At 68.2% G+C, this 24,219-nt stretch carries 31 protein-coding genes; 6 read left to right on the top strand and 25 right to left on the bottom strand.

What is annotated here, in order from left to right; genetic code table 11:
* The first annotated feature begins 5 nt into the window (after window positions 1-5).
* The 5 genes from fliQ to ACZ1JS_RS02430 are packed head-to-tail and all read left to right on the top strand — an operon-like array spanning window position 6 to window position 5,245.
* Window positions 6-275, top strand: coding sequence for a flagellar biosynthesis protein FliQ (gene fliQ, locus ACZ1JS_RS02450; RefSeq protein WP_465167564.1), 270 nt, complete (start codon window positions 6-8; stop codon window positions 273-275).
* Window positions 275-1,030 carry a flagellar biosynthetic protein FliR gene (locus ACZ1JS_RS02445; RefSeq protein WP_465167563.1) on the top strand — a complete coding sequence of 252 codons (756 nt, stop codon included), beginning with the start codon at window positions 275-277 and terminating at the stop codon, window positions 1,028-1,030. The genes fliQ and ACZ1JS_RS02445 overlap by 1 nt, the downstream gene beginning before the upstream one ends.
* Window positions 1,030-2,103, top strand: a complete 1,074-nt coding sequence (locus ACZ1JS_RS02440) for an EscU/YscU/HrcU family type III secretion system export apparatus switch protein (RefSeq protein ID WP_465167562.1) — start codon at window positions 1,030-1,032, stop codon at window positions 2,101-2,103. Before ACZ1JS_RS02445 ends, ACZ1JS_RS02440 begins: the two co-directional genes overlap by 1 nt.
* Complete coding sequence (locus tag ACZ1JS_RS02435; protein ID WP_465167561.1) at window positions 2,100-4,145, top strand: flagellar biosynthesis protein FlhA; 2,046 nt, start codon at window positions 2,100-2,102, stop codon at window positions 4,143-4,145. The genes ACZ1JS_RS02440 and ACZ1JS_RS02435 overlap by 4 nt, the downstream gene beginning before the upstream one ends.
* Window positions 4,142-5,245, top strand: a complete 1,104-nt coding sequence (locus ACZ1JS_RS02430) for a tetratricopeptide repeat protein (protein ID WP_465167560.1) — start codon at window positions 4,142-4,144, stop codon at window positions 5,243-5,245. The genes ACZ1JS_RS02435 and ACZ1JS_RS02430 overlap by 4 nt, the downstream gene beginning before the upstream one ends.
* Window positions 5,246-5,265: 20 nt before the next feature.
* On the opposite strand, the gene ACZ1JS_RS02425 is transcribed toward ACZ1JS_RS02430, so the two are convergent.
* Genes ACZ1JS_RS02425 through ACZ1JS_RS02320 form a run of 22 tightly spaced genes read right to left on the bottom strand, consistent with a single transcriptional unit; the run spans window position 5,266 to window position 19,443 of the window.
* Entirely contained in the window at window positions 5,266-5,592 is a 327-nt protein-coding gene (locus ACZ1JS_RS02425) for a hypothetical protein (protein ID WP_465167559.1), read from the bottom strand.
* Window positions 5,589-6,131 carry a tetratricopeptide repeat protein gene (locus ACZ1JS_RS02420; RefSeq protein ID WP_465167558.1) on the bottom strand — a complete coding sequence of 181 codons (543 nt, stop codon included), beginning with the start codon at window positions 6,129-6,131 and terminating at the stop codon, window positions 5,589-5,591. The genes ACZ1JS_RS02425 and ACZ1JS_RS02420 overlap by 4 nt, the downstream gene beginning before the upstream one ends.
* 4 nt (window positions 6,132-6,135) lie before the next feature.
* The gene (locus ACZ1JS_RS02415) at window positions 6,136-6,867 is read right to left on the bottom strand and encodes a sigma-70 family RNA polymerase sigma factor (RefSeq protein WP_465167557.1); all 732 of its coding nucleotides are present in this window, start codon (window positions 6,865-6,867) and stop codon (window positions 6,136-6,138) included.
* The gene (fliP, locus tag ACZ1JS_RS02410) at window positions 6,864-7,517 is read right to left on the bottom strand and encodes a flagellar type III secretion system pore protein FliP (RefSeq protein ID WP_465167556.1); all 654 of its coding nucleotides are present in this window, start codon (window positions 7,515-7,517) and stop codon (window positions 6,864-6,866) included. Before fliP ends, ACZ1JS_RS02415 begins: the two co-directional genes overlap by 4 nt.
* Entirely contained in the window at window positions 7,514-7,825 is a 312-nt protein-coding gene (locus ACZ1JS_RS02405; protein WP_465167555.1) for a hypothetical protein, read from the bottom strand. Before ACZ1JS_RS02405 ends, fliP begins: the two co-directional genes overlap by 4 nt.
* Window positions 7,813-8,079: a FliM/FliN family flagellar motor switch protein gene (locus ACZ1JS_RS02400; protein ID WP_465167554.1), complete on the bottom strand. Its 267-nt coding sequence runs from the start codon at window positions 8,077-8,079 to the stop codon at window positions 7,813-7,815. Before ACZ1JS_RS02400 ends, ACZ1JS_RS02405 begins: the two co-directional genes overlap by 13 nt.
* A gap of 8 nt (window positions 8,080-8,087) precedes the next feature.
* A complete protein-coding gene (locus ACZ1JS_RS02395) occupies window positions 8,088-8,786 on the bottom strand; it encodes a FliM/FliN family flagellar motor switch protein (RefSeq protein ID WP_465167553.1) in 699 nt (232 codons plus the stop codon).
* 5 nt (window positions 8,787-8,791) lie between these two features.
* Window positions 8,792-9,934 carry a flagellar hook-basal body complex protein gene (locus tag ACZ1JS_RS02390; RefSeq protein WP_465168614.1) on the bottom strand — a complete coding sequence of 381 codons (1,143 nt, stop codon included), beginning with the start codon at window positions 9,932-9,934 and terminating at the stop codon, window positions 8,792-8,794.
* 23 nt (window positions 9,935-9,957) lie between these two features.
* Window positions 9,958-10,392: a flagellar hook assembly protein FlgD gene (locus ACZ1JS_RS02385; RefSeq protein WP_465167552.1), complete on the bottom strand. Its 435-nt coding sequence runs from the start codon at window positions 10,390-10,392 to the stop codon at window positions 9,958-9,960.
* A complete protein-coding gene (locus ACZ1JS_RS02380) occupies window positions 10,392-11,087 on the bottom strand; it encodes a hypothetical protein (RefSeq protein ID WP_465167551.1) in 696 nt (231 codons plus the stop codon). Before ACZ1JS_RS02380 ends, ACZ1JS_RS02385 begins: the two co-directional genes overlap by 1 nt.
* Window positions 11,084-11,527 (bottom strand): hypothetical protein, encoded by a 444-nt coding sequence (locus ACZ1JS_RS02375; RefSeq protein ID WP_465167550.1) that lies wholly within the window; start codon window positions 11,525-11,527, stop codon window positions 11,084-11,086. Before ACZ1JS_RS02375 ends, ACZ1JS_RS02380 begins: the two co-directional genes overlap by 4 nt.
* Window positions 11,520-12,815: a FliI/YscN family ATPase gene (locus ACZ1JS_RS02370; RefSeq protein WP_465167549.1), complete on the bottom strand. Its 1,296-nt coding sequence runs from the start codon at window positions 12,813-12,815 to the stop codon at window positions 11,520-11,522. Before ACZ1JS_RS02370 ends, ACZ1JS_RS02375 begins: the two co-directional genes overlap by 8 nt.
* Window positions 12,812-13,426, bottom strand: coding sequence for a FliH/SctL family protein (locus ACZ1JS_RS02365; RefSeq protein WP_465167548.1), 615 nt, complete (start codon window positions 13,424-13,426; stop codon window positions 12,812-12,814). Before ACZ1JS_RS02365 ends, ACZ1JS_RS02370 begins: the two co-directional genes overlap by 4 nt.
* 1 nt (window position 13,427) lies before the next feature.
* Window positions 13,428-13,718 (bottom strand): hypothetical protein, encoded by a 291-nt coding sequence (locus tag ACZ1JS_RS02360; protein ID WP_465167547.1) that lies wholly within the window; start codon window positions 13,716-13,718, stop codon window positions 13,428-13,430.
* Window positions 13,705-14,892 (bottom strand): flagellar basal-body MS-ring/collar protein FliF, encoded by a 1,188-nt coding sequence (gene fliF / locus ACZ1JS_RS02355; protein ID WP_465167546.1) that lies wholly within the window; start codon window positions 14,890-14,892, stop codon window positions 13,705-13,707. Before fliF ends, ACZ1JS_RS02360 begins: the two co-directional genes overlap by 14 nt.
* Window positions 14,889-15,197 carry a flagellar hook-basal body complex protein FliE gene (locus ACZ1JS_RS02350; protein WP_465167545.1) on the bottom strand — a complete coding sequence of 103 codons (309 nt, stop codon included), beginning with the start codon at window positions 15,195-15,197 and terminating at the stop codon, window positions 14,889-14,891. The genes fliF and ACZ1JS_RS02350 overlap by 4 nt, the downstream gene beginning before the upstream one ends.
* A complete protein-coding gene (locus tag ACZ1JS_RS02345) occupies window positions 15,194-15,580 on the bottom strand; it encodes a flagellar basal body rod protein FlgC (RefSeq protein WP_465168613.1) in 387 nt (128 codons plus the stop codon). Before ACZ1JS_RS02345 ends, ACZ1JS_RS02350 begins: the two co-directional genes overlap by 4 nt.
* The gene (locus ACZ1JS_RS02340; RefSeq protein WP_465167544.1) at window positions 15,580-15,924 is read right to left on the bottom strand and encodes a flagellar basal body rod protein FlgB; all 345 of its coding nucleotides are present in this window, start codon (window positions 15,922-15,924) and stop codon (window positions 15,580-15,582) included. Before ACZ1JS_RS02340 ends, ACZ1JS_RS02345 begins: the two co-directional genes overlap by 1 nt.
* Window positions 15,925-15,934: 10 nt before the next feature.
* A complete protein-coding gene (gene flgI / locus ACZ1JS_RS02335; protein WP_465167543.1) occupies window positions 15,935-17,059 on the bottom strand; it encodes a flagellar basal body P-ring protein FlgI in 1,125 nt (374 codons plus the stop codon).
* Window positions 17,059-18,003, bottom strand: a complete 945-nt coding sequence (locus tag ACZ1JS_RS02330; protein WP_465167542.1) for a flagellar basal body L-ring protein FlgH — start codon at window positions 18,001-18,003, stop codon at window positions 17,059-17,061. Before ACZ1JS_RS02330 ends, flgI begins: the two co-directional genes overlap by 1 nt.
* Before the next feature lie 22 nt (window positions 18,004-18,025).
* Window positions 18,026-18,799, bottom strand: coding sequence for a flagellar hook-basal body protein (locus ACZ1JS_RS02325; protein WP_465167541.1), 774 nt, complete (start codon window positions 18,797-18,799; stop codon window positions 18,026-18,028).
* A complete protein-coding gene (locus ACZ1JS_RS02320) occupies window positions 18,796-19,443 on the bottom strand; it encodes a flagellar hook-basal body protein (RefSeq protein WP_465167540.1) in 648 nt (215 codons plus the stop codon). The genes ACZ1JS_RS02325 and ACZ1JS_RS02320 overlap by 4 nt, the downstream gene beginning before the upstream one ends.
* A 368-nt stretch (window positions 19,444-19,811) precedes the next feature.
* Here ACZ1JS_RS02320 and ACZ1JS_RS02315 point away from each other — a divergent pair, with 368 nt between their 5' ends.
* Entirely contained in the window at window positions 19,812-20,876 is a 1,065-nt protein-coding gene (locus ACZ1JS_RS02315) for an acyltransferase family protein (protein WP_465167539.1), read from the top strand.
* A 166-nt stretch (window positions 20,877-21,042) separates the two neighbouring features.
* Here the strand turns inward: ACZ1JS_RS02315 and ACZ1JS_RS02310 are convergent, their stop codons facing one another.
* The 3 genes from ACZ1JS_RS02310 to ACZ1JS_RS02300 form a co-directional block, all read right to left on the bottom strand.
* Window positions 21,043-21,393 (bottom strand): hypothetical protein, encoded by a 351-nt coding sequence (locus tag ACZ1JS_RS02310; RefSeq protein WP_345877571.1) that lies wholly within the window; start codon window positions 21,391-21,393, stop codon window positions 21,043-21,045.
* An 80-nt stretch (window positions 21,394-21,473) separates the two neighbouring features.
* Window positions 21,474-22,775, bottom strand: coding sequence for an amidohydrolase family protein (locus ACZ1JS_RS02305; RefSeq protein WP_465167538.1), 1,302 nt, complete (start codon window positions 22,773-22,775; stop codon window positions 21,474-21,476).
* A complete protein-coding gene (locus tag ACZ1JS_RS02300; protein ID WP_465168612.1) occupies window positions 22,772-24,181 on the bottom strand; it encodes an amidohydrolase in 1,410 nt (469 codons plus the stop codon). Before ACZ1JS_RS02300 ends, ACZ1JS_RS02305 begins: the two co-directional genes overlap by 4 nt.
* Between the last annotated feature and the right edge of the window lie 38 nt (window positions 24,182-24,219).

The following is a 24,219-nucleotide window of genomic DNA, read 5'->3' as shown; positions in this document are numbered from 1 at the left end:
GATCGATGGAAGCCGACCGGGCGCTCAATTTGCTCGACGACATGCTGTGGCAGTCGCTGATGGTGGCCGCGCCGATCCTGATCGCGACGCTGGCGATCGGCGTCGTCATCAGCGTGTTGCAGGTCGCGACGCAGATTCAGGAAGCGACGCTGAGCTACGTCCCCAAGCTGCTGGTCGCGGCCGGACTGCTGATCCTGCTCGGCCCCTGGATGATGACGCGAATGACCGATTTCGCCCGCGGGCTGTACCTTGCCATCCCGGCGCTGGTACACTGATGCAGCCGTTGGTTCCGCAGGCGGTGGCGACCTTGCTGCTGTCGCTGCGCATCGTCCCGACCCTCGCCTTCGCACAGCCGTTCACGCTGATCCGCATTCCCGCGATCGTCCGCGTCGGCCTCGCCATCGCGCTGGCCGCATGGCTGGTCGCGGGCAATCCGGCGGCGACGTGGCAGGCCCCGCCCCCGACCGGCGGGCTCGCGGCACTGGCGGCAGGCGAGTTGCTGTTCGGCACCGCGCTGGCGCTCGCGCTGCAACTGGCGTTCGCGGCGTTGCTGGTGGCGGGGCGGACGATCGATATCCAGGCGGGCTATGGCCTTGCCGTGCTGGTCGATCCGGCGACGCGCGCGCAGTTGCCGCTGGTCGGCACGATCCTCGCTTATGCGGCCGGGGCGATCTTCTTCGCGACCGAAGGCCCGGCACGGTTGCTCGCGATCTGGGCGGCGTCGCTCGAACGCGCGCCGATGGGCAGCGCACTGGCCGCCACCGATCCGCAGGTGCTGATCGGCTATGTGTCGGGCGTGTTCCTGATCGCGCTGGGGCTGGCGGGACTGTTGCTAGTCGTGCTGCTGGTGCTCGACCTCGCCATCGCGTTCATGTCGCGCACCCTGCCGCAGATGAACGTGCTGCTGCTCGGCTTTCAGGTAAAGACGCTGGCGACGATGATCGTGCTGCCGATCGCGCTGGCGCTGTCGGGATCGCTGTTCGTCACCCTCCTGTCGGCGGCGTTCGACACCATGGCGCGGATCGGCTGATGGCCGAACAGGACCAGAATCGCGGCGAGGCTCCGACGCCGTTCAAGCTGCAAAAGGCACGCGAGAAGGGCAATGTCGCGCGCAGCATCGAACTGGGCTTCCTCGCCAGCCTGCTGACATTCGCCGCCTATGTGCTGATCGCCGGACCCGCGCTGATCGCGACGCTGGCGCAGGCGATGCGCGTGGCACTGGTTGGCGGCTTTGCGGGGGCGAGCGAGCCGGGCGGCGCGACGGAGCTGCTGGGCATGCTCGGTCGCCGCGCGATCGCGCCGGTCGCGTTGCTGGGGGGCACGATGGCGGGGATCGTCATCCTGCTCGAACTGATCCAGTTGCGCGGGTTCCTGCTGACCTTCCATCCACTCAAGCCCGACTGGAGCCGGCTGAACCCGGCCAAGGGCATCAAGCGTCTATTCTCCCTGCTGATGCTGAAGCAGACGCTGAAAAGCATCCTGAAATTCGCGCTCTATGCGGGTGCGACATGGATGGTCGCGCGCTGGGCGGTGACGCATCTTGCGGAGAATGCGACCGATGGCGAACGACTGGTCGCGACGATGGAGGCGGCCGGACTGCGGCTGCTATTCGCGTTCCTCCTCGTCGCGGTCGCTATCGCCATCCTCGACCAGATCCTCGCGCGCGGCGAATTCACGCGACAGATGCGGATGAGCCGCCGCGAAGTGACGCGCGAGGCGCGCGAACGCGAAGGCGAACCGCGCCAGAAACGACGTCGCAAGGAACTGCACCGCGAAATGGCGGCACAGGGGAAAGGCAATCTCGACGGGGCGGACCTGCTGGTGGTCAACCCCGAACATTTCGCGGTGGCGCTGCGCTATGACGAAGCCGCGATGATCGCGCCGGAGGTCGCTGCGAAAGGCCGCAACCTGCACGCACTGCGACTGCGCGAGGAAGCGGTCCGGCGCGGCGTGCCGATCATTGCCGACCCGCCGCTCGCCCGCGCGCTGTTCCGCGCCTGCAGCATCGGTGCGACCATTCCGCCCGACCGCTATGCGGCGGTCGCCGACCTCTACATCGACCTTCGCCGCGCCCGCGCGGGACTTCAGGACGGACATTCATGACGACCGGCATCTTGCCGCGCCTTTCCGCGCTTCCCGCCGCCAATCGCGACCTGGCGCTCGTCGCCGCGACGATCGGTATCCTCGTCATCCTGTTCGCGCCGATCCCGCCGGCGCTGCTCGATCTCGCGATCATCGCCAATTTCGGCCTCGCGCTGACGATCATGCTGCTGACCTTCTATGTCGGCAAGCCGGTCGAATTCTCGACCTTTCCCTCGCTGCTGCTGGTGGCGACGCTGTACCGCCTGTCGCTCAACGTCGCGGCAACCCGGCTGATCCTGACCGGCGGCGATGCCGGGTCGGTGATCGGGTCGATCGGTGCGTTTGCGGTGCGCGGCAATTTCGTCGTCGGGCTGGTCGTGTTCGCGATCCTCGTCGTCGTGCAATATGTCGTCATCACCAGCGGCGCGCAGCGCGTGTCCGAAGTCGCCGCGCGATTCACGCTGGATTCGATGCCCGGCCAGCAGATGAGCATCGATGCCGATCTGAACATGGGCCTGATCGACCGCGACGAAGCGGTCGCGCGGCGTAAGGGGCTGGAGAAGGAAGCATCCTTCTACGGCGCGATGGATGGCGCATCAAAATTCGTGAAGGGCGACGCGATCGCCGGGATCATCATCCTGCTCATCAACATCATCGCCGGCTGGATCGTCGGCGTGACGCAGATGGGCATGGAATGGAGCGAGGCGCTCGGCCATTTCACCCTGCTGACGATCGGCGACGGGATCGCGACCCAGTTGCCCGCGCTCATCATCTCGATCGCGACGGGCATCATCGTCACCCGCTCCGCCTCCGACCGGGAATTGTCGACCGAGGTGTTCCGGCAACTGGGATCGGTGCCGCGCATCCCGCTGATCGTCGCCGCCGTGCTGGCCGCGCTGCTGCTGCTGCCGGGGATGCCGAAATGGCCGATCGTCGTGATCGGCACCATCGCCTTCGTCGCATGGCGCCGCATCCGCAAATCCGCTGCCGAGGCTTCGGCCGAACCGCTCGACGAAGAAGTCGCGGCGGAATCCACCGCCTCCCCGCCGCTCGAAATTCGGCTGGGCGAGGCATTGTCAGGCGCTTGGGCCGGCGAAGGCGCGCTGGTCATGGACCGGATCGCGGGACTGCGCCGGGTGCATGAGGAACAGTTCGGCCTGCCCTTCCCCGCCGTGCGGCTGGAGGATGGTGCGGGTCTCGGCAGCCATGGCTATGAAATCCGCCTGTTCGGCGCGCGCTATGGCGCGGGCGACATCCACCCCGATCAGGTGCTGGCAGTTGCCGGACACGTCCAAAAACCGGCGATCGACGGCATCCCCACCACCGACCCCGCCTTCGGCCTGCCGGCATGGTGGATCGCGCCCGAACAGGCCGATGCGGCCAAGGCCGCCGGCTGCACGATTATCGACCCGCTGACCGTGCTCACCACCCATTTCGGCGAGATCGTGCGCGGTGAAGTCGGCACGCTGCTGACCCGCGCCACCGTCGTCGGCCTGCTTGATGGCGTCAGGCGGCGGCAGCCGGGGCTGGTCGAGGAACTGGTGCCGCAGACGCTGTCGGTATCCGACGTGCAGCGGGTATTGCAGGCGTTGCTGTCCGAGGGAGTGTCGATCGCCAATCTCGACCTGATCGTCGAGCATCTGACCGACCTTGCCCGCACGCAAAAGGATCCGATCGAACTGACGGAGTTGATCCGCCAGCGGATGAGCCATGCGATCTGCCACCAGTTGCGCGGGCGCCATGCCGATCTGGCGGTGCTGAGCCTCGACCCGCGCCTCGAAAACCAGCTTGCCGCCAGCATCGGCGCGGCGAGCGGCGGCGGATCGATAGCAGTCGAACCGCGCCTCGCCGAACAGCTCATCCGCCGGCTGATGCCGTTGACCGAAGCGATGTTCCAGCAGGGCCGCGCGCCGGTGCTGCTATGTGGGGCGGAACTGCGCCGCCATCTGAAAGCGTTGACCCGGCGCAGCCTGCCGACCCTGTCGGTCCTGTCGGTCGCAGAAATTCCGATGCGGATCACGCTCAAATCCTTCGATATCGTCCGGTTGGACCAGGGGACATGATGACCGAATATGATCAGCTTGCCGGCTTTCTCGCCGTCGATCCCGCCAATGTCGCGCTGCTGACCGACACCGCGCACGCCGCCATCGCCGCCGGACGGCCAGCCGAGGCGCGGGCGTTGATCGAGCGGCTGCGCGCGATCGAGGGACCGTCGCCCGCAACCGATCATCTAACCGGGCTGGCAGCGATGGCGGCAGGAGATTGGACCGCCGCTATCGCCGCCTTCCACGCGTTGGCCGAAGCCGGCGTCGATGCGCCCGGCATCCGCTACAACCTCGCACGTTCGCTGGCGATGCGGGGGGACCATGACGATGCGCTGGCGCTGCTCGACGATGATCTCGCGGCCCAATTGCCACAGGCGGCCCAGTTGCTGATCGCTCTGCTCCACGATCGTGGCGAGATGGACCGTGCCGAGACGGTTGCCCGCGCGGCGTTCGATCGCTTCCCCGACCATGACGGCGTCAACGCCGCGATATCGACGCTGGCGATCGATCTCGAGGATCTCGACCTCGCCCGCGCCGCCGCCAAGCGCGCCGGCGATCATCCCGACGGGCTGGTCACGCAGGCGACGCTGGCGATGGAGGAAGGCGATCCAGCGGCGGCGATGCTGTTCGACCGGGTGCTGGCGGTGCAGCCGGACAACCCGCGCGCGCGGGTCGGGCGGGGGCTGCTCGCGCTGTCGGCACAGGATGCCGCCGCCGCGACCGCCGACCTCGACCGCGGGGCAGAAGGCTTCGGATCGCATCTCGGATCATGGATCGCCGCCGGCTGGGCGCATCTGCTGGCCGGCGATGCGACGACGGCGCGACTGCGCTTCGAACGGGCGCTGGCGATCGACGATACTTTCGCCGAGGGGCATGGCTCGCTGGCGGTGCTCGACCTGCTCGCCGGTGACCTCCACAATGCACGGCAGCGCACGGCCGTGGCGCAGCGGCTCGACCGGGAGGGCTTCGCCGGTGCCCTAGCCGCAGCGATGCTGGCCGCCGGCAAGGGCGACGCTGCCACGGCCGAGCGGATCGTGACGCTGGCGCTGTCCACCCCGCTCGACGACCAAGGGACGACCATCGCCCAGGCACTGGCGCGGATGGGAACGCGGGGGTAGCCGCGGACTTTCGAAACAGCCTAACGCTCGCGCAATGCCGCCGCAGCCCGGTCGACCAGAGCATGCCCGCCCGGCATGTCGCCCACGATCCGCAGCACTTCGTCGAGCACTGCCGTGAACGCTGCGTCGTTGGCGACCGCCTCACCCAGTTCGTCGGTCAGCAGGGCATGCACCACCGCGCGGCGGCGTTCGTCTTCGCCGAGCGCATCGAACCCCGCCATCGCGCGCAACCGTTCGAGCGGACGCGGATCGCCCTTCTCTGTCGCCCGCCCCGCCCGGTCGCGCGGCAGGGTCGACAGTTTCGCCCGCAACAGCAGCAGGACATGGTCGGTGCCGGCGACCTTCAATGCAGGCTGCCCCGCCCCAATTGCCCGAGCAGGAACGAGGTCGGCGACGCTTCCTCGGTCTCGGCTGCCGGGTCGAGCAACGGTCGGCACTGGTCGATGATGAGCCGCATGTCGTGGTTCAGCGGCGGCGTCTCGTCATTCGCGGCGATCCCGCTTTCCAGCGCCGCGATCGTCTCGACAAAACGGTCGTGGATCAGGTGCGTCAGCCCGGTCACGAACTGTCGCAGATAATGGTCGTCGGGCAGTGTCGACAACGGCGCCCATGTCGACTGCGCGCGCGCCGGCTCGCCCGAGGTCAGTTCGAAAAAGCCCAGCTGGAACCGCGCCAGCGCGAATTCCGGGGCCAGCGTCACCGCGCGCGACAGCGACGCGTGCGCCTCGATCGGGCGACCGCTGCCCGCCAGCATCGACCCGCGAAAGAAGTGCAGCCGCGCATCGTCGGGATGCGCCGCGATCAGCCGCTCGGCCAGCGGCAGCGCGTCGTTCGGCGAAGTCTCCGCCATGGCTAGCAACTGGTGGATGTCGTCATCGTCGCACATGATCCTATCTCCGATATCCGTGCAGCCGCCGCCGCAACCGGCCGAGCGCTGCGGCGTGCAGTTGCGACACCCGCCCTTTCGACAGGTTCAGCAGGTCCGCAATCTGGGCGAAACTGACGCCCGCTTCATAATGCTGGCGAATAATCACCGCCTCGCGCTCGGGCAATGCGGCGATGCCACTCGCCAGCACCGCGTGGAGTTCGCGCCATTCGAGGCTCTGATACGCATTGGGACGCGGATCGATACCGTCCGCGCCGACGACCAGCGCGCTTCCCTCCAGCATCAACCCGATGGCAAGGCCCGATACCAGTTCCGCCAGTGCCGCGACCGGATCCTCTTCCTCGTCATGGCGCAGCGATCGCGCGCGATCAGTCTCGGCCCGGCGGCGCTGCGACCAAGTCGCATCGCTCTCGCTCATTCGCGCCGCGCCATCGGCGATGCTGCCGACGATCCGCCGCCGCGCATAGGCACCGAACGGAATGCCGCGCAGCGGGTCATAGCGGTCGATCGCCTGCAACAGCCCTTCATAGGCGAAATGCTCCATGTCGCCCAGCTCCGCGCCATGTTTGGGCCGCCGGCCATGCTGGCGCCGGGCGATGGCGCGGGCGAGCAGACGATAGCGGGTGAAGATCTGCTCCCGACACCGTTTCTCGTTCTCGAAGCGCAGCCGCCGCCACAGCGACGCTTCGACGCGCGGCGGCACCAGCAACAGGTCGAAGCCGACGCGCCGCATCATCGGAAACTGCCGAGCACCCCTTGCAGCACCAGCCCCCAGCCATCGATCAGCACGAACATCAATATCTTGACCGGCAGCGCTATCGTCGCGGGCGGCACCATCATCATGCCCAGCGCCAGCAGGATGCTAGCCACCACCAGGTCGATCAGCAGGAACGGGAGCAGGATCACGAAGCCGATGGTGAACGACACGCGCAGCTCGTTGAGGATGAAGGCGGGAGCTAGCTTCAGCGTCTCGACGTCTTCTGCGCGGCGCGGCAGCGGCGTACGGCTGATCGCGTAGATCGATTCGAGATCGGCATCGCGCGTCTGCGCCAGCATGAACCGGCGGAGCGGCGCGGCCCCGGCGGTCATCGCCGCCTCCACCCCGATCCGCCCGGCGAGCAGGGGCTGCAGCGCATCGGTGTTGATCCGCGTCATCGTCGGCGCCATGGTGAACGCGGTCAGGAACATCGACAGCGCGACCAGCACCGGCGTCGGCGGCGTCTCCGGCATACCAAAGGCGTGGCGCACCATCGACAGCACGATGACGGTGCGCACGAAACTGGTCATGCTGATGACCACCGCCGGAATGACCGCGAGCAGCGTCAGGATCAGCGCGGTGCGCACGACATCGTTGCCGATCGCACCGCCGGCCAGCATCGCGTTCATGCCGCCGGCCCATTGCGCAGCACCTGCTGTCCGGTCGCGGACGACAGGATCACATATTCCTGCCCGTCGCAGCGCAGCAGGCACAGATCGGCATGCACGCTGATCCGCCGGCTTTCGATCACCGCGATCCGCCGCTCGGCCCGGCTGGGTAGCGTCAGCCGCCCGCCGCCACGCTTCAGGAGCACCGCCGCCAGCCCGTCCAGCGTCACGCAGACCAGCAGCGCGACGACGATCCGCGTCAGCGACACGTCGAGCGCCGCGCCACCGCCCAACCGCGCGGGCGCGGCGGCGAGGATCATTCCGGCCACTGCGCGATCTCCGTCAGCCGCACGCCGAACTTGTCGTCGACCGCGACCAGTTCGCCGCGCGCGACGATCGCGTCGCCCAGCCGCAATTCGACCGGGTGGTTGAGCGCCGCCTCCAGCGGCACGACGGCGCCGGGCTGGAGCGCGGTCAGCGCGCCGACGGTCATTTTCGCCTGTCCCAGCAGGGCGTCAAGTTCGACCGCGACGCTGTCGATCAGCGTCGTGCTGACGCGCGGGGAAATCCTGGTTTCGGACATGGTGATACTCACGCAGCGACGTCGACGATTTGCAGCGACGGGACCGGTTCGGCCGGCACGACCCGCACCCGACCACGCGGCAGAGGTCGCCCGTCGAGCGCGATCGGCACCGGGTCGGCCAGCGCGCGGTCGAGCACGACGACGTCGCCGACCTCCAGCGCGCGCAGGTCGGCCAGCCGCATCGCCGCGCGCCCCATAGCCGCCCCGACCGTGACCGGAATTGCCGACAACGCCGCTGACCCCGGCGCCAATCGCGGCAACCCGACCGGTGGCAATACCCGTCGCACCAGCGCGGCAAACAGCGCGTCGGACAATCCGAACGTCAGCCCGTCGCCAAGCGTCGCCACCCACGCGGAACCCTCCGCAAGCACGAACCCGTCATCGCCGCCCGCCACGGCAACCAACCGCGCGCGAAGATTGAGCAGACAAGGCTCGGCAACCGCCTCCAGCACCGCCGGGTCCGCCCCCGCGCGTCCCTCCGCCGACACCCCGACGATCCGCGCCCCGATGCGCAGCGCGGTATCGGGCGCGGTCCCGATCGCCAGCCCCGCCGCATTGCGCCGCCAGCCCGCTCCACCGCCGCGCCGCAAGCGTGGCGCCTGCCCCGCCCCGCCAACGAACCACTGTGCCTCCCACGCCGCGACCACGCCCGCGAAGACCGCATCCAGCGCGGCTGGCGGCTGCGTATCGGCCGGCAGCCATGCCACCGCGCTCATCCCTGCCCCCGGATGCCGAACAACTGCTGGATCATGTCGTTCGACACGCTGACGATCTGCGACGACGCCTGGAATCCGCGCTGGATCAGGATCAGGTCGCCAAACTGTTGCGACAGGTCGACGTTCGACGCCTCCAGCCGTTTCGACCGCACCTGCCCCACGCGCGGATCGTCGCTGGCGAGCAGCATCGACTGGCCGGCCTCGCGCTCGACGAACAGGCCGTCGCGCTGTTCCAGCCGCGTCGGATCGCGGAAATCGGCCAGCGCGATCGCGCCACCATCGACTTTCTGCCCGTTCGAATAGGTCAGTTGCAGCTTGCCCGCGCTATCGGCGGCGATGCCGGTGATCGTGCCCGCTGCATAGCCATCGACCTTCGTCGCGCGCAGCGTCGACACCTCGCCCCCCGAAAACGACGTGACACCGCCCGAGAAATCGAACTGCACCGTCAGCCCGGAAGCGGCATCGGTGAAGTCGAGCTTCGCCGTCGTCGGGTCGACGATCCCGGCGTTGAACTTCAACGTCTGCGTCCCGACCGTCGCGCCCTTGTCGTCGGTGACGGTCACCGTCCACCCGTCGCTGCCCTTGGCGAAATCGGCTTTCCACACATGCGCAGCACCACTCGCGTCGAACACGCGGATGTCGCTGACGGCGTAGCTGGTCGCGGTCGACGACAGATTGTCGGCGAAGGTCACGGCTGTCGTCGCCTTGGGCGCGCTGGTCCGGCGCGCATCGACCGACAGGCTGACCGCGCGCCCGTTCGCATCCAGCGTCGCCAGCCGATAGCTGGTGCCGCTCAGCACGATGAATCCGGCCGGGTCGACCTCGAAACTGCCGGTCCGCGCGTACAACGTCCGGTCGCCGTCGAGCAGCACGAGGAAGCCATTGCCATCGACCGACAGGTCGAGATCGCGATCGGTGCTGCGCAACTCGCCCTGTTTGAAATTCAGCGTGCCGTCATCGACCGCGACGCCGTACCCGTCGCTGCCGCCCTGTCCGGTCAACGACAGGCCGCCGCGATCGGGCGTCGCGTACAGATTGTGGAAACTGACCGTCGACCCCTTGAACCCGGTCGTGTTCAGGTTCGACACGTTGTTGCTGACCTGTTGCAACCCCTTCGAATAGGCGTTGAGGCCGCTCAGGCCGATTTAGATCGCGCCGAACATCAATTCTTCTCCCGGATCTGGACGATATTGCCGATGGCGAGCCCGGCGATGGTGCGCTTGTCGTCGGTTTCGATGGTGATGCTTGGCGTGCCGGACGAGAGCGCGATGGCGGTGACCATGCCCGACAGCGTCGCCGCACCGGCGGCGATATCGACCCGCTTGCCGAGCAGCCCGGTCGCCTGATTGGTCGCCTGCATCGCGGTCATCGCCTGCAACCGCTCGTTCGCGGTCTGCCCCTGCTGGACTTGCGAGAATTGCGCGAGCTGCGAGACGAACTGGAAATTGTCCATCGGCTTCAACGGGTCCTGATAGGTCAGCTGCGTCAGGATGATCTTCAGCAGCGCATCGAAGCCGAGTCCGAAGGCGCTGGTGGCGGTCTGGGCGGCGCTCGTCTCGCTGGCTGGCGTGACGGACGAAATTGGGGCGGTCTGCATCAGCGGGCTTCCTGTCGGGTGCCGGACATGGCGGCGATGGTGATGTGCGCGGGCGCATAGCCATGCGCGGCGAGCAGTGCGGCGACCTTGTCGGCCAGCGCGGCACGGTCGCGTTCGTCGAGGCTGGCGACCTGCGCCACGACTTCGATCCCATGCGCCACCGCCTGCACCGCGACCGCCACGAACGATCCGGTCGGAAGCGGACGCTGACGGATCGGCGGGCGCGGTTGGACCGGCGCGGCCGGGTCGGAACGGGTTGATGGTGCGCGCGGTGCATTCATGGGCGCAGTCGCCTGCGGAGGCGCGCTCGGCTGCGACACGGCCGGTTTCGCGAAACCGGGCGACATGGGCGGCACGACCGGCGCTGCCGCCTTGGCAATGGGGGCCGATGCAGCAAGGAACACGGCTGGTCCCTCGACCCGAGCCGCGACCAAAAGGTCTTCGGCCGGCTCGACCGGTGCCACCGGCGGCACGACCGCAACCCCCGCCGCCGCCAACGGCATCGCGACCGACGTGCCGAAGAAGCCGTCCTGATTGAACCGCTCGGCCTGCACCTCGGCCTTCGCCGGCGACGCCGGGTCCGCCACCAGCAGGTCGGCGAAGCGCAGCGTCGGCGCCGCGACAACGGGCACGCCCGCTGCCATCGGCGCCTCGCCGCTCGATCCGGTCGGCAGGTCGGTCAACGGCGGGATCATCGCTGCATCCACTTCAGCGCCGCGCGATCGGCGATCGCCGTCAACGCGCGTTCGTCGGCATGACGGCGTGCCTGCCGAACGGCGGCATCGCCCTGCGTCGCGACTGCATCGCCCCGCGCCTGTTCCCGCCGTGTCGCCGCCGCCGCCGCTTCGGCCGCCTGCGCCGCACTTCTCTGCGCATCCGTTGCCGCCATCTGTGCTTCGGCTCGGGCTGTCAGCACCCGTGCATAGGCACCGCCCAGCGTCGGATCGAAACCCTCGATGACCTGCCGTTGCCACGCATCCGCCGCCTCGACCAACGCGGTATCGGCTTCCGCCAATTCCCGCGCGGCATCACGCTTCACCAGCACCGTCCGGCGATGCTCGGCCTGTGCCCGATCGACCCGCAGCGCCGCGATCGTCCGCAGCGCCTGCCACGCGCGCGCCATCCGATCAGCCATGCCGCTTCCCCGGCGTCAGCCTGGTCAGGTGCCGCAGTGTCTCGGCAAAGGGCACGGCCAGCCCCTGCTCCTGCCGCAGAAACGCATTGATCCCGTCGCGCGCGGCGATCGCCGCATCGATCGCCGGGTTCGCGCCTGCCTGATACAGCCCGCTGTCGATCATCACCCGTGCTTCGTCATAGATGGCGAGCTGCGCGGTCACCGCCCGTGCCACCTGCCCATGCGCGGGCGTCATCAGCCGCGCAGCCTGCCGGCTGATGCTGCGGATCGGATCGATCGCGGGGAAATGCCCGCGATCCGCCAGCGTCCGCGACAACAGGATATGCCCGTCGAGCAACGCCTTCATCGTCTCGACGATCGGGTCGTCGATCTCGTCGGTTTCGCTGAGCACGGTCAGGATCGCGGTGATCGCGCCACCGCCGCGCACCGCGCCGCATCGTTCGACGATCCGCGGCAGAGCGGCGAAGACATTGGGCGTATAGGCCCGCACCGTCGGCGGCTCGCCGGCCGCCAGCCCGATTTCGCGCAGCGCCATCGCCAGCCGGGTGATCGAATCGACGACCAGCAGCACATGCTCGCCCCGGTCGCGCCAATATTCGGCGAGGCACAAGGCAGTCGACACCGCCCGCGCGCGCATCGCCGCACTCTCGTCCGACGTCGCGGCGACCAGCGTCGCCGCCTTGCCCCGCGACGAAAGCGCCTGCCAGAAACCCGACACCTCGCGTCCGCGCTCGCCGACCAGACAGACGATGCGCCGTGTCGCTTCGGTCTGCGCGACGATCTGTTCGATCACGCTGGTCTTCCCTACCCCGCTCGCTGCGAAGACGCCGATGCGCTGTCCCTGCCCCAGCGTCAGCAACCCGTCGATCGCGCGGACGCCGGTTTCCAGCAGCGTCGTCGGCGCGATGCGGTCGAGAGGCCCCGGCGTCACCCCACGCAGGCTGACTCGCTGATCCGGCCGGATCGCGGAGCCCCTGTCGATTGGCCGCCCCAGCGCATCGATCGCGCGTCCGCCATAGCCGTCGCCGACCCCGACGCCATTATGCGTAACCGGCTCGACGCGCGTGCCGATCGGTACGGCCATGCCGTCCTCGACGGGGACCAGCACCAGTGTATCGGCATCGACCGCCGCTACTTCGGCCAGTTGCCCGCCGACCCGGCACAGGTCGCCGACCATCGCCATCGGTCCGCTCGCCTCGATCCGGCCGGGCATCACCCGCCGCACCTCGCCATAGGGCAAGGCGAGATCGAGCTCGGCGATGCGGGTGAGGAAGCGATGTTCGGTCATGCCCCGGCCATTTCGTCCAGCGCCTGCGCGATCGCCGACCATTGCTGGGGCACGTCCAGATCGATCCGCCCCAGCCGCACGCCGATCCGGCACGCCCCCGATGGCAGGTCGGGATCGATCGTGATTTCGCCGTGTCCGACCAGTGACGCCGCGTCGGTAAAATCATTGCCGCTCACCCGCACCGTCAGCCCGGCCCGATCGCGCAACATCCCCAGCCGGTGGTCAAGCGCATCGGCGACCATCGCCGCCATCGCCTCGGGCCGAGCGAACACCCGGTCGAGACAGGCGCGCGCGAGTGCCGCGGCAAGGCAATCGAGCGCCTGCAACCGTTCGGACAGACGCTGTACTTCCGCCGCCAGTCCCTTGGCCAGCAGGTCGATCCGCTCGCGTTCGCTGCGTTCGACCGACGCGATCCCGGCCTTGCGTCCTTCGGCCAGCCCCTCTTCGCGCGCCTTGGCGATGGCGATCTTCGCCGCCTCCGCCGCCCGGACAGAATCCGCGCGCAATGTCGCAAGCTCGGCGCGCAGACGCTCGGCTTCGTCGATCGCCACCGTCGGCGGCGCAACGAGTGCCCGAACCAAGGTTGCATCGGCCGGTTTGAGCACCGCCATGTCAGCGCCCCCCAATCGCAAGGCGCAACCGGCCGAGTAGCGACGGCCCCGGTCCCGGCAGAGCCGGCGCGGCGAACGCTGCCGCCGCCTCGACCAGTGCCGCCCGCCCGGCCGCCGTCATCGATTCACCCGGATCGGTAAGTCGGGCCGTGATATCGGCTGCGAACGGCGTCGCCACCGCCACCGCCTCGACCCGCAGCCGCTCGGCCGGGGTCAGCCGCGCCAGTACCGCGCGCCGGTCGGCCGGCGACAATACCCGCAACTGTGCGATCGGATCGTCAGCCGGCGACATGCTCGCCCCCATCCTGTCCGATCCGTCGCCGCAGCATTGCCGCGAACGCGTCCTGTTCCGCTCCCGACAACCGCGTCGCCCGCGCCCGGCGCACTGCGACCACGATCAGGGCCACGAACACCAGACCCGCCAGCGCCCATGGCCACCATGCCGGCGCGGCCATCGGCGCGCTCGCCACGGTCGGCGGCACATAGGTCGGCACCGTCGGCGCGACCGGTGGCGTGGACACGCCCGTTTCGAACGACAGCATGTCGCCCTGCGCATCGTCCAGCCCGACCGCCGGCCGGATCACAGCCGCCAGCGCCGCCTGCTCGCCCGCATCCAGCGGCTGCGGCGTGATTAAGGTCATGCGCAGCCGGAAATTGCGTGCGCCCTCCGTCTCGCCCGGCGTCCAGTTCGCCGGATCGACGACCGTATCGCCCTGCGCCAGTGCCTCGACGCGCAGTTCGTGGCGCAGTCCGGGCCGGACGCCTTCGATCGCCGCCCGTGCCCGTGCGCGATAATAATTCTCGACCGCCGTCGTCGCATCGCCCTCGACCGGCTGGGGCACGGCGTTGGCGCTGACGACCCGGCCCTCGGCGTCAAGCACTACCACCCGTTCGGCTGGCAGGTCGGGCACAGCGGCCGCGACCAGTCGCTGGATCCCGACGACCTTCGCCGCATCGGGCACCGCGCCCCCGCGCATCTGCACCGTTACCGCCGCGCTCGGTTCGATCCGGTCGTCGCGGAACAGCGTGCGTTCGGGCAGCGCGAGGTGGACACGCGCGCCTTCCACGCCGTCCATCAGCTCGATGGTACGGACCAGCTCCCCCTGCAGCGCCCGCTGGTAATTGATCTTCTGAGCGAAATTGGTGAGGCCCATGTCCGACTTGTTGAACAGTTCGAACCCGACCTCGCCGACATCGGCCCGGACCATTGCCAGCCGCGTCGCATCCGCCTCGCTGCTCGGCACCAGTACCGTCGTGCCGCCATCGCGCAGTTCATAGGGGGTGCCGCGCTTGTCGAGTTCGGCGACGATCGCCGCCGCCTCGCCCGGCCGGACATGATCGGCCAGAGTCGAATATCCATCGCGCAGGAACGCCCAATAGGCCCCGCCGAGCAACCCCAGCACGACCACGAACACACCGCCGATCAACAGCCATTGCCGGCGCGGCGAAGGGACTGGCTCGCTCATAGCTGCAGGTTCATCAGGTCGCGATATCCCTCGACCAGCCGGGCGCGGACCTGCATCGCCAGTTCGACCGACAGCCGCGCTTCCTCCAGCGCCATCGTCACCTGATGGATGGGGATGCTGTCATCGACCGCGAAGCGCCGCACCAGCGCATCGGCCGCGTCGAGCTTCGCATCCAGCCCACGCAGCCCCGCCATTACCAATGCGCCGAACCCCTGCGTCGGTGGCGGCGACGTAACGACCGGCCCGAGTTGCAGCGCCAGCGGCGCGGCGGTCACGCCGGCCAGCGGCGGGATCACCCCGCTCACGACTGCTTCCCCAGATCGAGCGCACGCGCGTACAGCTGATGCGCGATGCTCATCGCGGTCAAATTGGCCTCATAGGCGCGCGCGGTACGGATCATCAGCGCCATTTCGCCTGCCTGATCGAGATCGGGATATGCAACGAAGCCCTCGGCATCGGCCTGCGGATGGCCGGGTTCGTGGACGCGGCGCACCCCGTTCGCGACGGGTTGCAACCCCGTGACGCCGACCCCCGATCGCACCAGCGACCCGAAGCCCGCCATCGGTCCGGTCAGCAGCCGCTGCGCCCGGTACCCGGTGGTGTTGGCGTTGGCGATGTTGGCGGCGATCACCTGCAACCGCTGCCATTCGACGTCGAGGCCGGTACGGCTGATCCGGGCGGCGTCCATCACCGTCCTCCCGCGATCGCGGCGCGCATCAGCCCCATTTCGCGCCCCAGCACGTCGATCAGCGCGGCGAAACGCAGCGAGGTTTCCGAAGCGGTCGCCAGTTCGAGGTCGAGCCGTGCCTCGGTTCCGAAGGCGGGCGTCACGCCCCATGACGTGGTCGGCCGCACTGCCGCGACCGCATCGGCACCGCGCCCGGCGGCACTACGCAGCGCTTCCTCGAAATCGACCCGCATCGGGCGATAGCCGGGCGAATTGGCGTTGGCGATGTTCGCCGCGGTCGCCTCGGCCCGGGCGGTCAGCCCGTCCAGCGCCTTGGCGATGACGACCGAAGTCAGCGCATCCATTCGAGCTTCCTCACTTTACGATCAATTCGGCGTGCAGCGCGCCGGCGGCCTTGATGGCCTGCAAAATGCCGATCATCCGCTGGGTATCGACGCGGGCGCGCGACAGCCCCTGCACCAGATCGGCGATGGTCGTGTTGCCGAAGCGGATGGTCGCGTCGCCGCTGCCCTGCCGAACGTCCAATTTGGTATTGGTGACGACCAGGCTGCGTACCCCGGCACCCGCGTCGACGTCGCTGGCGAAGCCGGCATAGAAATCGGGTTGCGACGCGAAATTCTCGGCGACGACCGACACCTTGATATCGCCCTGCGCGATCACGACCGACGACAGCGTCACGTCGCCCCCCGCCACCACCGTGCCGGTGCGTTCGTTGATGACCACCCGTCGCGTCGCCGCCGGCTCGACCCCGACATTCTCCAGCGCCGCCAGAAACCCGGTCAGCCCCGCGGCGCCCCCGCCATAGCGCACCCGCACCTCATCGGCATTGCGCGCCCACGCGACGCCGGCACCGAAGCGGCGGACGATCCCGGCCGCGACGCGCTCGGCGGTCTCGAAATTCGGATCGGACAACAGGAACGACAATTCGCCGCCGGGCTTCAGGATGTTGCTGTCGACCGCCGTCTCGATCGTCGCCCCGCCTTCGAGGATCGCCGAGGTCGGATAGTTGCGCTGTTCGCGGTTCAGATCGCTGTCGAAGCGATGCCCGCCGACCAGCAACGGCCCCTGCGCCAGCGCATAGGGCTTGCCATCCGGCCCCAGCAGCGGCGTCATCACCAGCGTACCGCCCGCCAGACTGCGCGCATCGCCGATCGAGGCGATCGTGGCGTCGATCCGGTCGCCGACATTGGCGGAGGGCGGCAACATGCCGGTCACCATCACCACCGCGACGTTGCGGCTGCTGATCTCCGCCTCGGCGACATTGGTGCCGAGGCGATTGAGCACGTTGCGCAGCGCCTGTCGCGTGACGACGCTGCGCCGCGTATCGCCCGATCCCGACAGGCCGACGACCAGCCCGTACCCGACCAGCGCATTCTGCCGCCAACCGTCGAACCGGCCCAGCGCCTTGATCGGCACCGACTGCGCAGCCGCTGGAACGCTCAGCAGCAACAGCGGCGCAAGGGCGAACCCGAACCGCATCAGCCGAGCCCCAACGCGCCGAACAGGCGGTTGAGCAGCCCCGGCCGGCTGCCGCGCGACACGAAGCCGCGCCCGCCATAATCGATCTCGGCATCGGCAATGCGCGACGACAACACGCTGTTGTCCGGCCCGATATCGGCGACGCGGATGCGCCCGCGCACCCCGACCTCGGTCCGCTCGCCGTTGATCGCCATGCGTTGCCGCCCGGTCACGATCAGGTCGCCATTGGGCAGCACCGCGCTGACCGTCGCGCTCAGGCGCGTGACCAGCCGCTCGCTGCGTCGGGCCTCGCCCCGCCCGCTGAACCCGCCGCCCAGCGTCGCGCGACCGCCTTCGCCGACCGACCCGGCATCGATCGACGCCGACAGGTCGGTCGCCTTGCGCGTCGCATTCTGTGCCGAATTGCTGGCATCGGCGCTCTGAAAGACGACGATGGTCAGCGCATCGCCGACCTGCGCCGCGCGCTGATCCGTTGCCAGCGCGCCCCAGCCGCCCGGCCGGTACAGGTCGTCGCCGATCGCGAGCGGCGCGGCGAAGACCTGCCCCTGCCCGTCGCGCACGAACACCGACCGCCCCGCCCGACCAGGTTGCAACGTCGTCACCGGCCGCTCGATCATGACCGGCCCGGCGACCGAGCGCAGTGTCAACTCGCTACCCCCCGGCAACACCGGTGCAGGCGACCAGTCGCGGCGCACCGGCGCGGGTGCCAGAAAGGTGATCGCAACGGTGCCGGTCCCGCCGACCTGCACGCCGGTCGCCCTTCGCACCATCGCCGCGATCGTCGCCGCAGGCAGCGTAATCTGCCGCCGTCCGGCTGGCAGGCGCAGCACCACCTGCCGCCCGGCGTCGCCGGCACCTTGCACCAGGTCGGCGAGCGTCACCTCGCGCACGCGCACCTTCGCTTCGGCAACGAGCATCAGCCCGGCCGCCACCGTCATCAGCATTGTCCGTTTCCCCGTGTCCGCGTCAGCGCCGCAGCGTGTTCGCGATCCCCATCATCTGATCGGCCGCCTGCAATATCTGCGCATTCGCCGCATAGGCGCGCTGGACCAGCATCATCCGCACCATCTCTTCGGTCAGTTGCACGTTCGACCGCTCGACCGCGCCCTGGATGACCTGCCCCGCCCCGTCCTCGCCGGGCACCAGTTCCTCCAGCCGCGTGGCGTCCGCCACCCGGTACAGCCCGCCATCCATACGGGTCACGTCCGCCGCATCGTTCAGCCGCACCAGCCGGATCTGCCCCAGTTCGACCGGCGCCGCGCCATCGGCCCCTTGCGCCCGCACCGTGCCATCGGCAGCGATCGTCAGCGCGGTCACGTCGTCGGGCACGGTGATATTGGCCTTCAGCGCAAGGCCGCCCGCCCCGGTCAGCGCGCCGTCGTCGCCGATCTGCAACCGCCCGCCACGCCACAGCACGCTCTGCCCGTCCGGCTCCATCAATTCGATGAAGCCCGCGCCATCGATCGCCACGTCCATTGCCGCGCCGGTCCGCTGCAACTCGCCGGGATCGTTCAGCATGAACTGCAAATCGAGCGCCACCCCGGCCAATGTCGGCGCCGCCGATCGCAGGTCGGCGGGCAGCAAGGTCGCATCGGGTCGGCTGGCCACCACATCGGCAAAGCGTATTTCCGACCGCTTGAACCCCGACGTGTTGATGTTCGAGATATTGTTGGCGATCGCGTCGAGCGCCAGTTGCTGGGTGCGCAGTCCGATCGCGCCGATCTGATAGGCGTCGCTCATCCCTTGCCTCCGAAGGTGGCGGCGGCACGGCCCATCAGTTCGTCATAGAGCTGGATCAGCCGCGCCCCGCTTTCCGCCTGCCGCATTGCGACCATCGTCTGGGTCATTTCGTCGCCCAGCGTCACGTTCGACGCTTCGAGCATGCCGGTGCGCACCTCGGCCCGATCGGTGTCGACCATTGCCTGTCCCGCAAAGAAGCTTTCGCCGACCGCGGTCATCCCCGCCGGATCGTCGCAGCGTTCGACGGCGATACGGGCGAGGTCGATCTTCGCACCGTCGATCACCAGGTCGCCGCCGCCCGACTGTTGCAGGACATAGCCCTGCGGCGTGACCATCGCGCCATCGGCGTCGCGGCGGAACTGCCCCTGTCGGGTATAGAGCGTGCGTTCGCCGTCACGAACGCGGAAATAGCCGTCGCCGCTGATCGCCATGTCGAACACGTTGCCGGTTTCGGTCAGCGATGCCTGCGCCGCATCGATCCGCGTCGCCAGCGCGACCTCGCTACGCGCCGCGACCGTGTCGGCAAAGCCGATCCGCCGCTTATAGCCGGGCGTCGCCACGTTCGCGATATTATGTGCGGCGACATCCAGCCGTGCCTGCGCCATGCGCATCACCGCCGTCGCCGAATCCACCAACCCCGTCATGCCCGTTCCCGCCAAAGCCGCGATGCGACGCTGATGCCGCAGCGTTTAGCGAACGAACAGAAGAAGCGAATCCGGTTCGGAGCGGGGTTTCCTCCGAACCGGATGTGTCGGGGCACTTCGGGTCCCCTCGCTTTGCATGGAAGCCATTCCGCGCTGCAACGGCCAATCTGATACTGCCGCGATCGACAATATCTACCAAATGGTCCGGCTCCGCCCCCTGAATGGCGACGACTAAAATACGTAAATCTACCTCATACGGGGTATTCGTCGGGTCGCGTTGCAGCGCATATTGGTGACACTGCTATTGTGCGGACGCGGAAAGCCGCCGTGCAGTATCGAAATCTTCCAACCATCTAGGCCGGGGGGCTATGATGCGAACGGATACGGGGCGCGTCGAATGGATCGACGTGGCGAAAGCGTTGTCGATCCTCATGGTAACGATGATGCATACGGGACAGTTGGCGCAACCATCCGGTGTGGATGTAGGCCGCCTGGTCGAACTGAATCACTTCCTATCGCCCATTCGGATGCCGCTGTTCTTCGCGGCGGCCGGCGTCTTCGCAGGTTCGGCGCTTGCAAAACCGTGGGGCGACCTTCTGCGTCGAAAGGTCGCACTGTACGTCTGGCTGTTCATGATCTGGACGGTCGTGCGTTGGGTTTTTTGCGCCACGCTCCTACCGAACCCCGACAACCCTGCCGAGGGCAGCAGCATCAGCGAAATCGGTTGGGCCATTTTGATGCCGACGACCGGCCTCTGGTTCCTCTGGTGCCTCGCCATCTTCTTCGTCGTGGCAAAAGCGCTTCAGCGATTCGACAAGCGGCTCACACTCCTCGCGGTGGTAATCGTATCGGTGATTTCGCTGATGATTACCGAAAGTCAGAACGCGGATACGGGGTTCCTGTCGAACCTCGCCCATCGCAACGCCTTGCGCTACTTCGTCTTTTTCTATGGCGCGGCAATGTCTCCGCAGATCGTCATCGGCATCGGGAGTTGGAGGCTTGTTTCGGGCATCCTCGCGCTATCGATCGCTTTCATACTTTGCTATGCCTTGTACTGCCTGATCGACGGCCCCCTCGCGGCGCCGGCGCGATTTGGAGCGTCGATAGCAGGTGTCGGCCTTCTGCTACTGCTTGCCCGGATTCTGGACCGTTTCGCGCTGCCTAGCCGGCTGTTACGCTATCTCGGACGCAACACCCTGCCCATCTATGTCGCGCAGGTTCCGTTGATTGCCATCTACGTTGCTGGGTTCAAGGCGATGGGACTTGCCGAGATTGTCCTTTTAAAAAATTTCGTAGCGCCAATGGGTGTCGTCTTCACGGTGCTTGCATCATTGGGCGTTCGCAGGATCCTGAACGCGGCTGGTGCCGGTGCGATGTACCGGTTGCCGCGTACCGCCCGAACGGTCACGCTTCGGCCCACCGCTGCCGCGTGACCCTGTCGCAGAACCCGAGCGGCTGAGTTCTCAACCGCCCTGATCCAGCGGCGAGCGGGTTTGGATGTATTGCGAGCCGGTCCGTGCGAGTGCCGCCATTCGCCGGCACCGGCTCGCTGGCATGGGTTGCGGTCGGGTCGCGACCCTTACTGCCGACGCCCCGATCTTACCGCTGCGCTGCCGGCTGCGGCGTGAAGCTGGTCACGTTCGCCATGCCGTTCGCCCCGAAGGTGATGACGTGCCGTGACCCTTCGCGACAGGTCGCGACCCAGCTGCCCGGCTGTTCGCCACGCTCGGCGGAGGTCACGCCCTGGCACGGCAGACCGGCGTCGCGGATCGCGCGGATGAACACTGCCTCGCGCTGTCCGGGGGCCAGCGCGTCGACCTTCGCCGCCATCTCCGACGCTTGCTGTGCATTTGCCATCGCCGCCTGATTGGCGGCCGCCTGCTGCTCGGCGCTTGGGCCACAGGCCGCCAGCATCAGCGATCCACCCAGCATCACCAGCAACCCACGCATCTTTCCATCTCCCAAAGGCACCGCCGACGCGGCCAATGTCCGTTTCGGACAATCAACGACCGCGCCGACGGTTCCCCGGATCAGCGCTGATACGCCTTGGGCAGTCCCTGTTCCTCGGGCACCAGATAGCGGTCGCGCAGCCGCGTCTGGCGGTTGGTCAGCGGCTGTTCGACCCCGTCGATGAACAGCTGCGTCGGAACCGACCCGATCTCCAGCGGATCGCCGTCCCAGATCACCACGTCGCCGCGACGGCCAGCGGCGAGCGTCCCGATCTCGCCGTCCATGCCGATCGCGCGCGCGGGCAGCGAGGTGATCGTCGCGAACGCCGCCCCCCAATCCAGCCCGGCCGCGCCCGGAATCTTCGACAGCGCGACCAGATTGCCGGCATATTGCCGCACCAGCCGTGCCTGCCGCGCTTCGTCGTCGCCGATCATGCCGATGCCGACGGTCACCCCCGCCGCCTTCATCCGCCCGATATTGGACTGGGTCGCCGCCAGCTGCTCGAAGCTTGCCGGCAGGTCGGCCAATGCACTGGCGAGCACCGGCACGCCCGCCGCCGCGATCTGTTGCGCCACGGTCCAGCCCTCGGCAGCGCCGACCAGCACCGGCTTCAGGCCCGGAAACTCGCGCTTCAGCGCCAGCACGCCCAATATGTCCGACGCCCGCTCGACATGGATCAGCAGCGGCACCTGTCCCGACAGCACGCCCTGCAACGCCTGCGCATCGGCGCGGGTCAGCAGCGCTTCCTTGCCGCGATCGGCGAAGCTCGCCGGGTTGCGGCCATAGGCCTGCGCCTCGAACAGCGCGTTGCGGAACATCGCCATCGCCGCCGGGCGGCTGCCGCCTGCGGCACGCGCGCCCGCCTCGCCCCATTCCATGAACTGGAAGGCGCGCGGACGGGTGACCGCGTCCATGTCGTTGCCGAGGTCGATCACCGCGCCCTGTCCGGCGAAGATCGATCCGCCATTGTCGGGCGCGACCACGGCGCGGGTGACGCCATCGGTGCGGTTGATCGCGATCGGCGTCGCGCGCGGGTTCAGGCCGGCGGTCACGTCGAGGCCCGCATTGAACACGCTGTCGCGCGCCGAGGCGTCGTTGGTCGGGCCGACCCCGTCGACCTCGACGATGCCGAGCCGGGTGAAGCCGGCGACGATGCCCGGCGTGACATAGCGCCCGCCCGCATCGATCGTCTTTCCGCCAGTGGATGCGCCGCCGCGCCCGGCCGACACGACCCGCCCGCCGCGAATGACGACGGTGCCGCCCTCGACCGGCGCCGATCCGTCGCCCAGCACCAGCCGGGCATTGGTGATGGTCACATCCTGCGCAGCGGCGGGAAGAGCGGTGCTGCCGGCCAGCAGTGCGGCAAGGATCAAACGCTTCACTTCACATCCCCTTCGCCGGGCTGGCCAAGTTCGAAATCGGACACCGGCCGCAGCCGCGGATTATTCGCGTCGTAGAGCAGCGCGCCATCGACCCACACCATTTGCGGGCGGGTATATACGCTGAACGGATCGCCGTTCCACAGCACGACATCGGCCATCTTGCCGGCCTTGAGCGAGCCCGTCACCTTGTCGATGCCAAGCGCCCGCGCGGGGTTGATGCCGAGCCACGTCCACGCATGTTCGGGCGTCACCGGCATGCCCGCGCGCTTGGCCGAGGCCATGACCTTCGCCACTTCCTGATTGAGCCGCTGGATGCCGTTCGCGTCGTCCGAATGGATCATCGCGCACGCGCCCTGCTTGTCGAGGATCGGCAGGTTCTCGCCGATCCCGTCATAGCTTTCCATCTTGAAGCCATACCAGTCGGCCCATACCGCCGAACACACGCCCTGCGCCTTCAGCAGATCGGCGATCTTGTAGCTTTCGACGGCGTGGTGGAAGGCGGTGACCTTATACCCCATCTCCTTGGCCATATCCATGACGATGGCCATTTCGTCGGCGCGGTAGCAGTGGTTGTGGACGAGGATCTCGCCGTCGAGCACCCCGCGCAGCGTATCCATGGCGAGGTCGCGCGCCGGCGCCTCGCCGCCATCCGCCTCATATTTATCCCATTTGCGGTCATAGTCCTTCGCGCGCAGCCATGTCGCGCGATCGACGGCGAGGTTGCCCATTCGGGTCGAGGGCATTCGCCCCTTCGACCCATAGACACGCTTGGGATTCTCGCCGCACGCCATCTTCAGGCCATAGGGGGCGCCGGGGAACTTCATCGCCTGCATCGTCCGGCCATAGACGTTCTTCAGCGTCACCGACCGCCCGCCCATCAGGTTCGCCGAACCGGGCAGGATCTGCAGCGTCGTCACCCCGCCATTGGTCAGCGCGCGCGAGAAACCGGGGTCCTGCGGCCAGACGCTGTGTTCGGCCCAGACATCGGCGGTGACCGGCCCGGTCATCTCGTTGCCGTCACTATGCGCATCGACGCCGGGGCTGGGATAGTCGCCCAGATGGCTGTGGACGTCGATGATGCCCGGCGTCACCCATTTGCCCTGCCCGTCGATCACCGTCACGCCGTCGGCCGGCGCGATCGACTGTCCGACCTCGACGATCTTGCCGTCGCGGAAGAGCACCGATCCCTTGTCGATCCGCCCGCCCTCGCCATCATAGATGGTGACGTTGGTCACCAGCGTCGCCCGCCCCGGATAGGCGCGATAGGTCGATGGGTACGGGTCATGGTTATAGCCCTTGCCCACCCCCGGCCCCTTGCCCGTGCCGGCCGGCGCATCGGCCGAAGCCGACCGCACCCCGCTCTTGTCGCCGGTACAGGCGACCAGCCCGGCGGCGAGCGCCACCATCGTCAATGTTCGGATCACGCCTTACTCCCCTTGGTTAT

The organism is Sphingomonas sp. BL-S-05, from assembly GCF_055521695.1.
The sequence above is the reverse complement of the archived record's forward strand: the minus strand, read 5'-3'. Positions and strand labels throughout refer to the sequence as shown.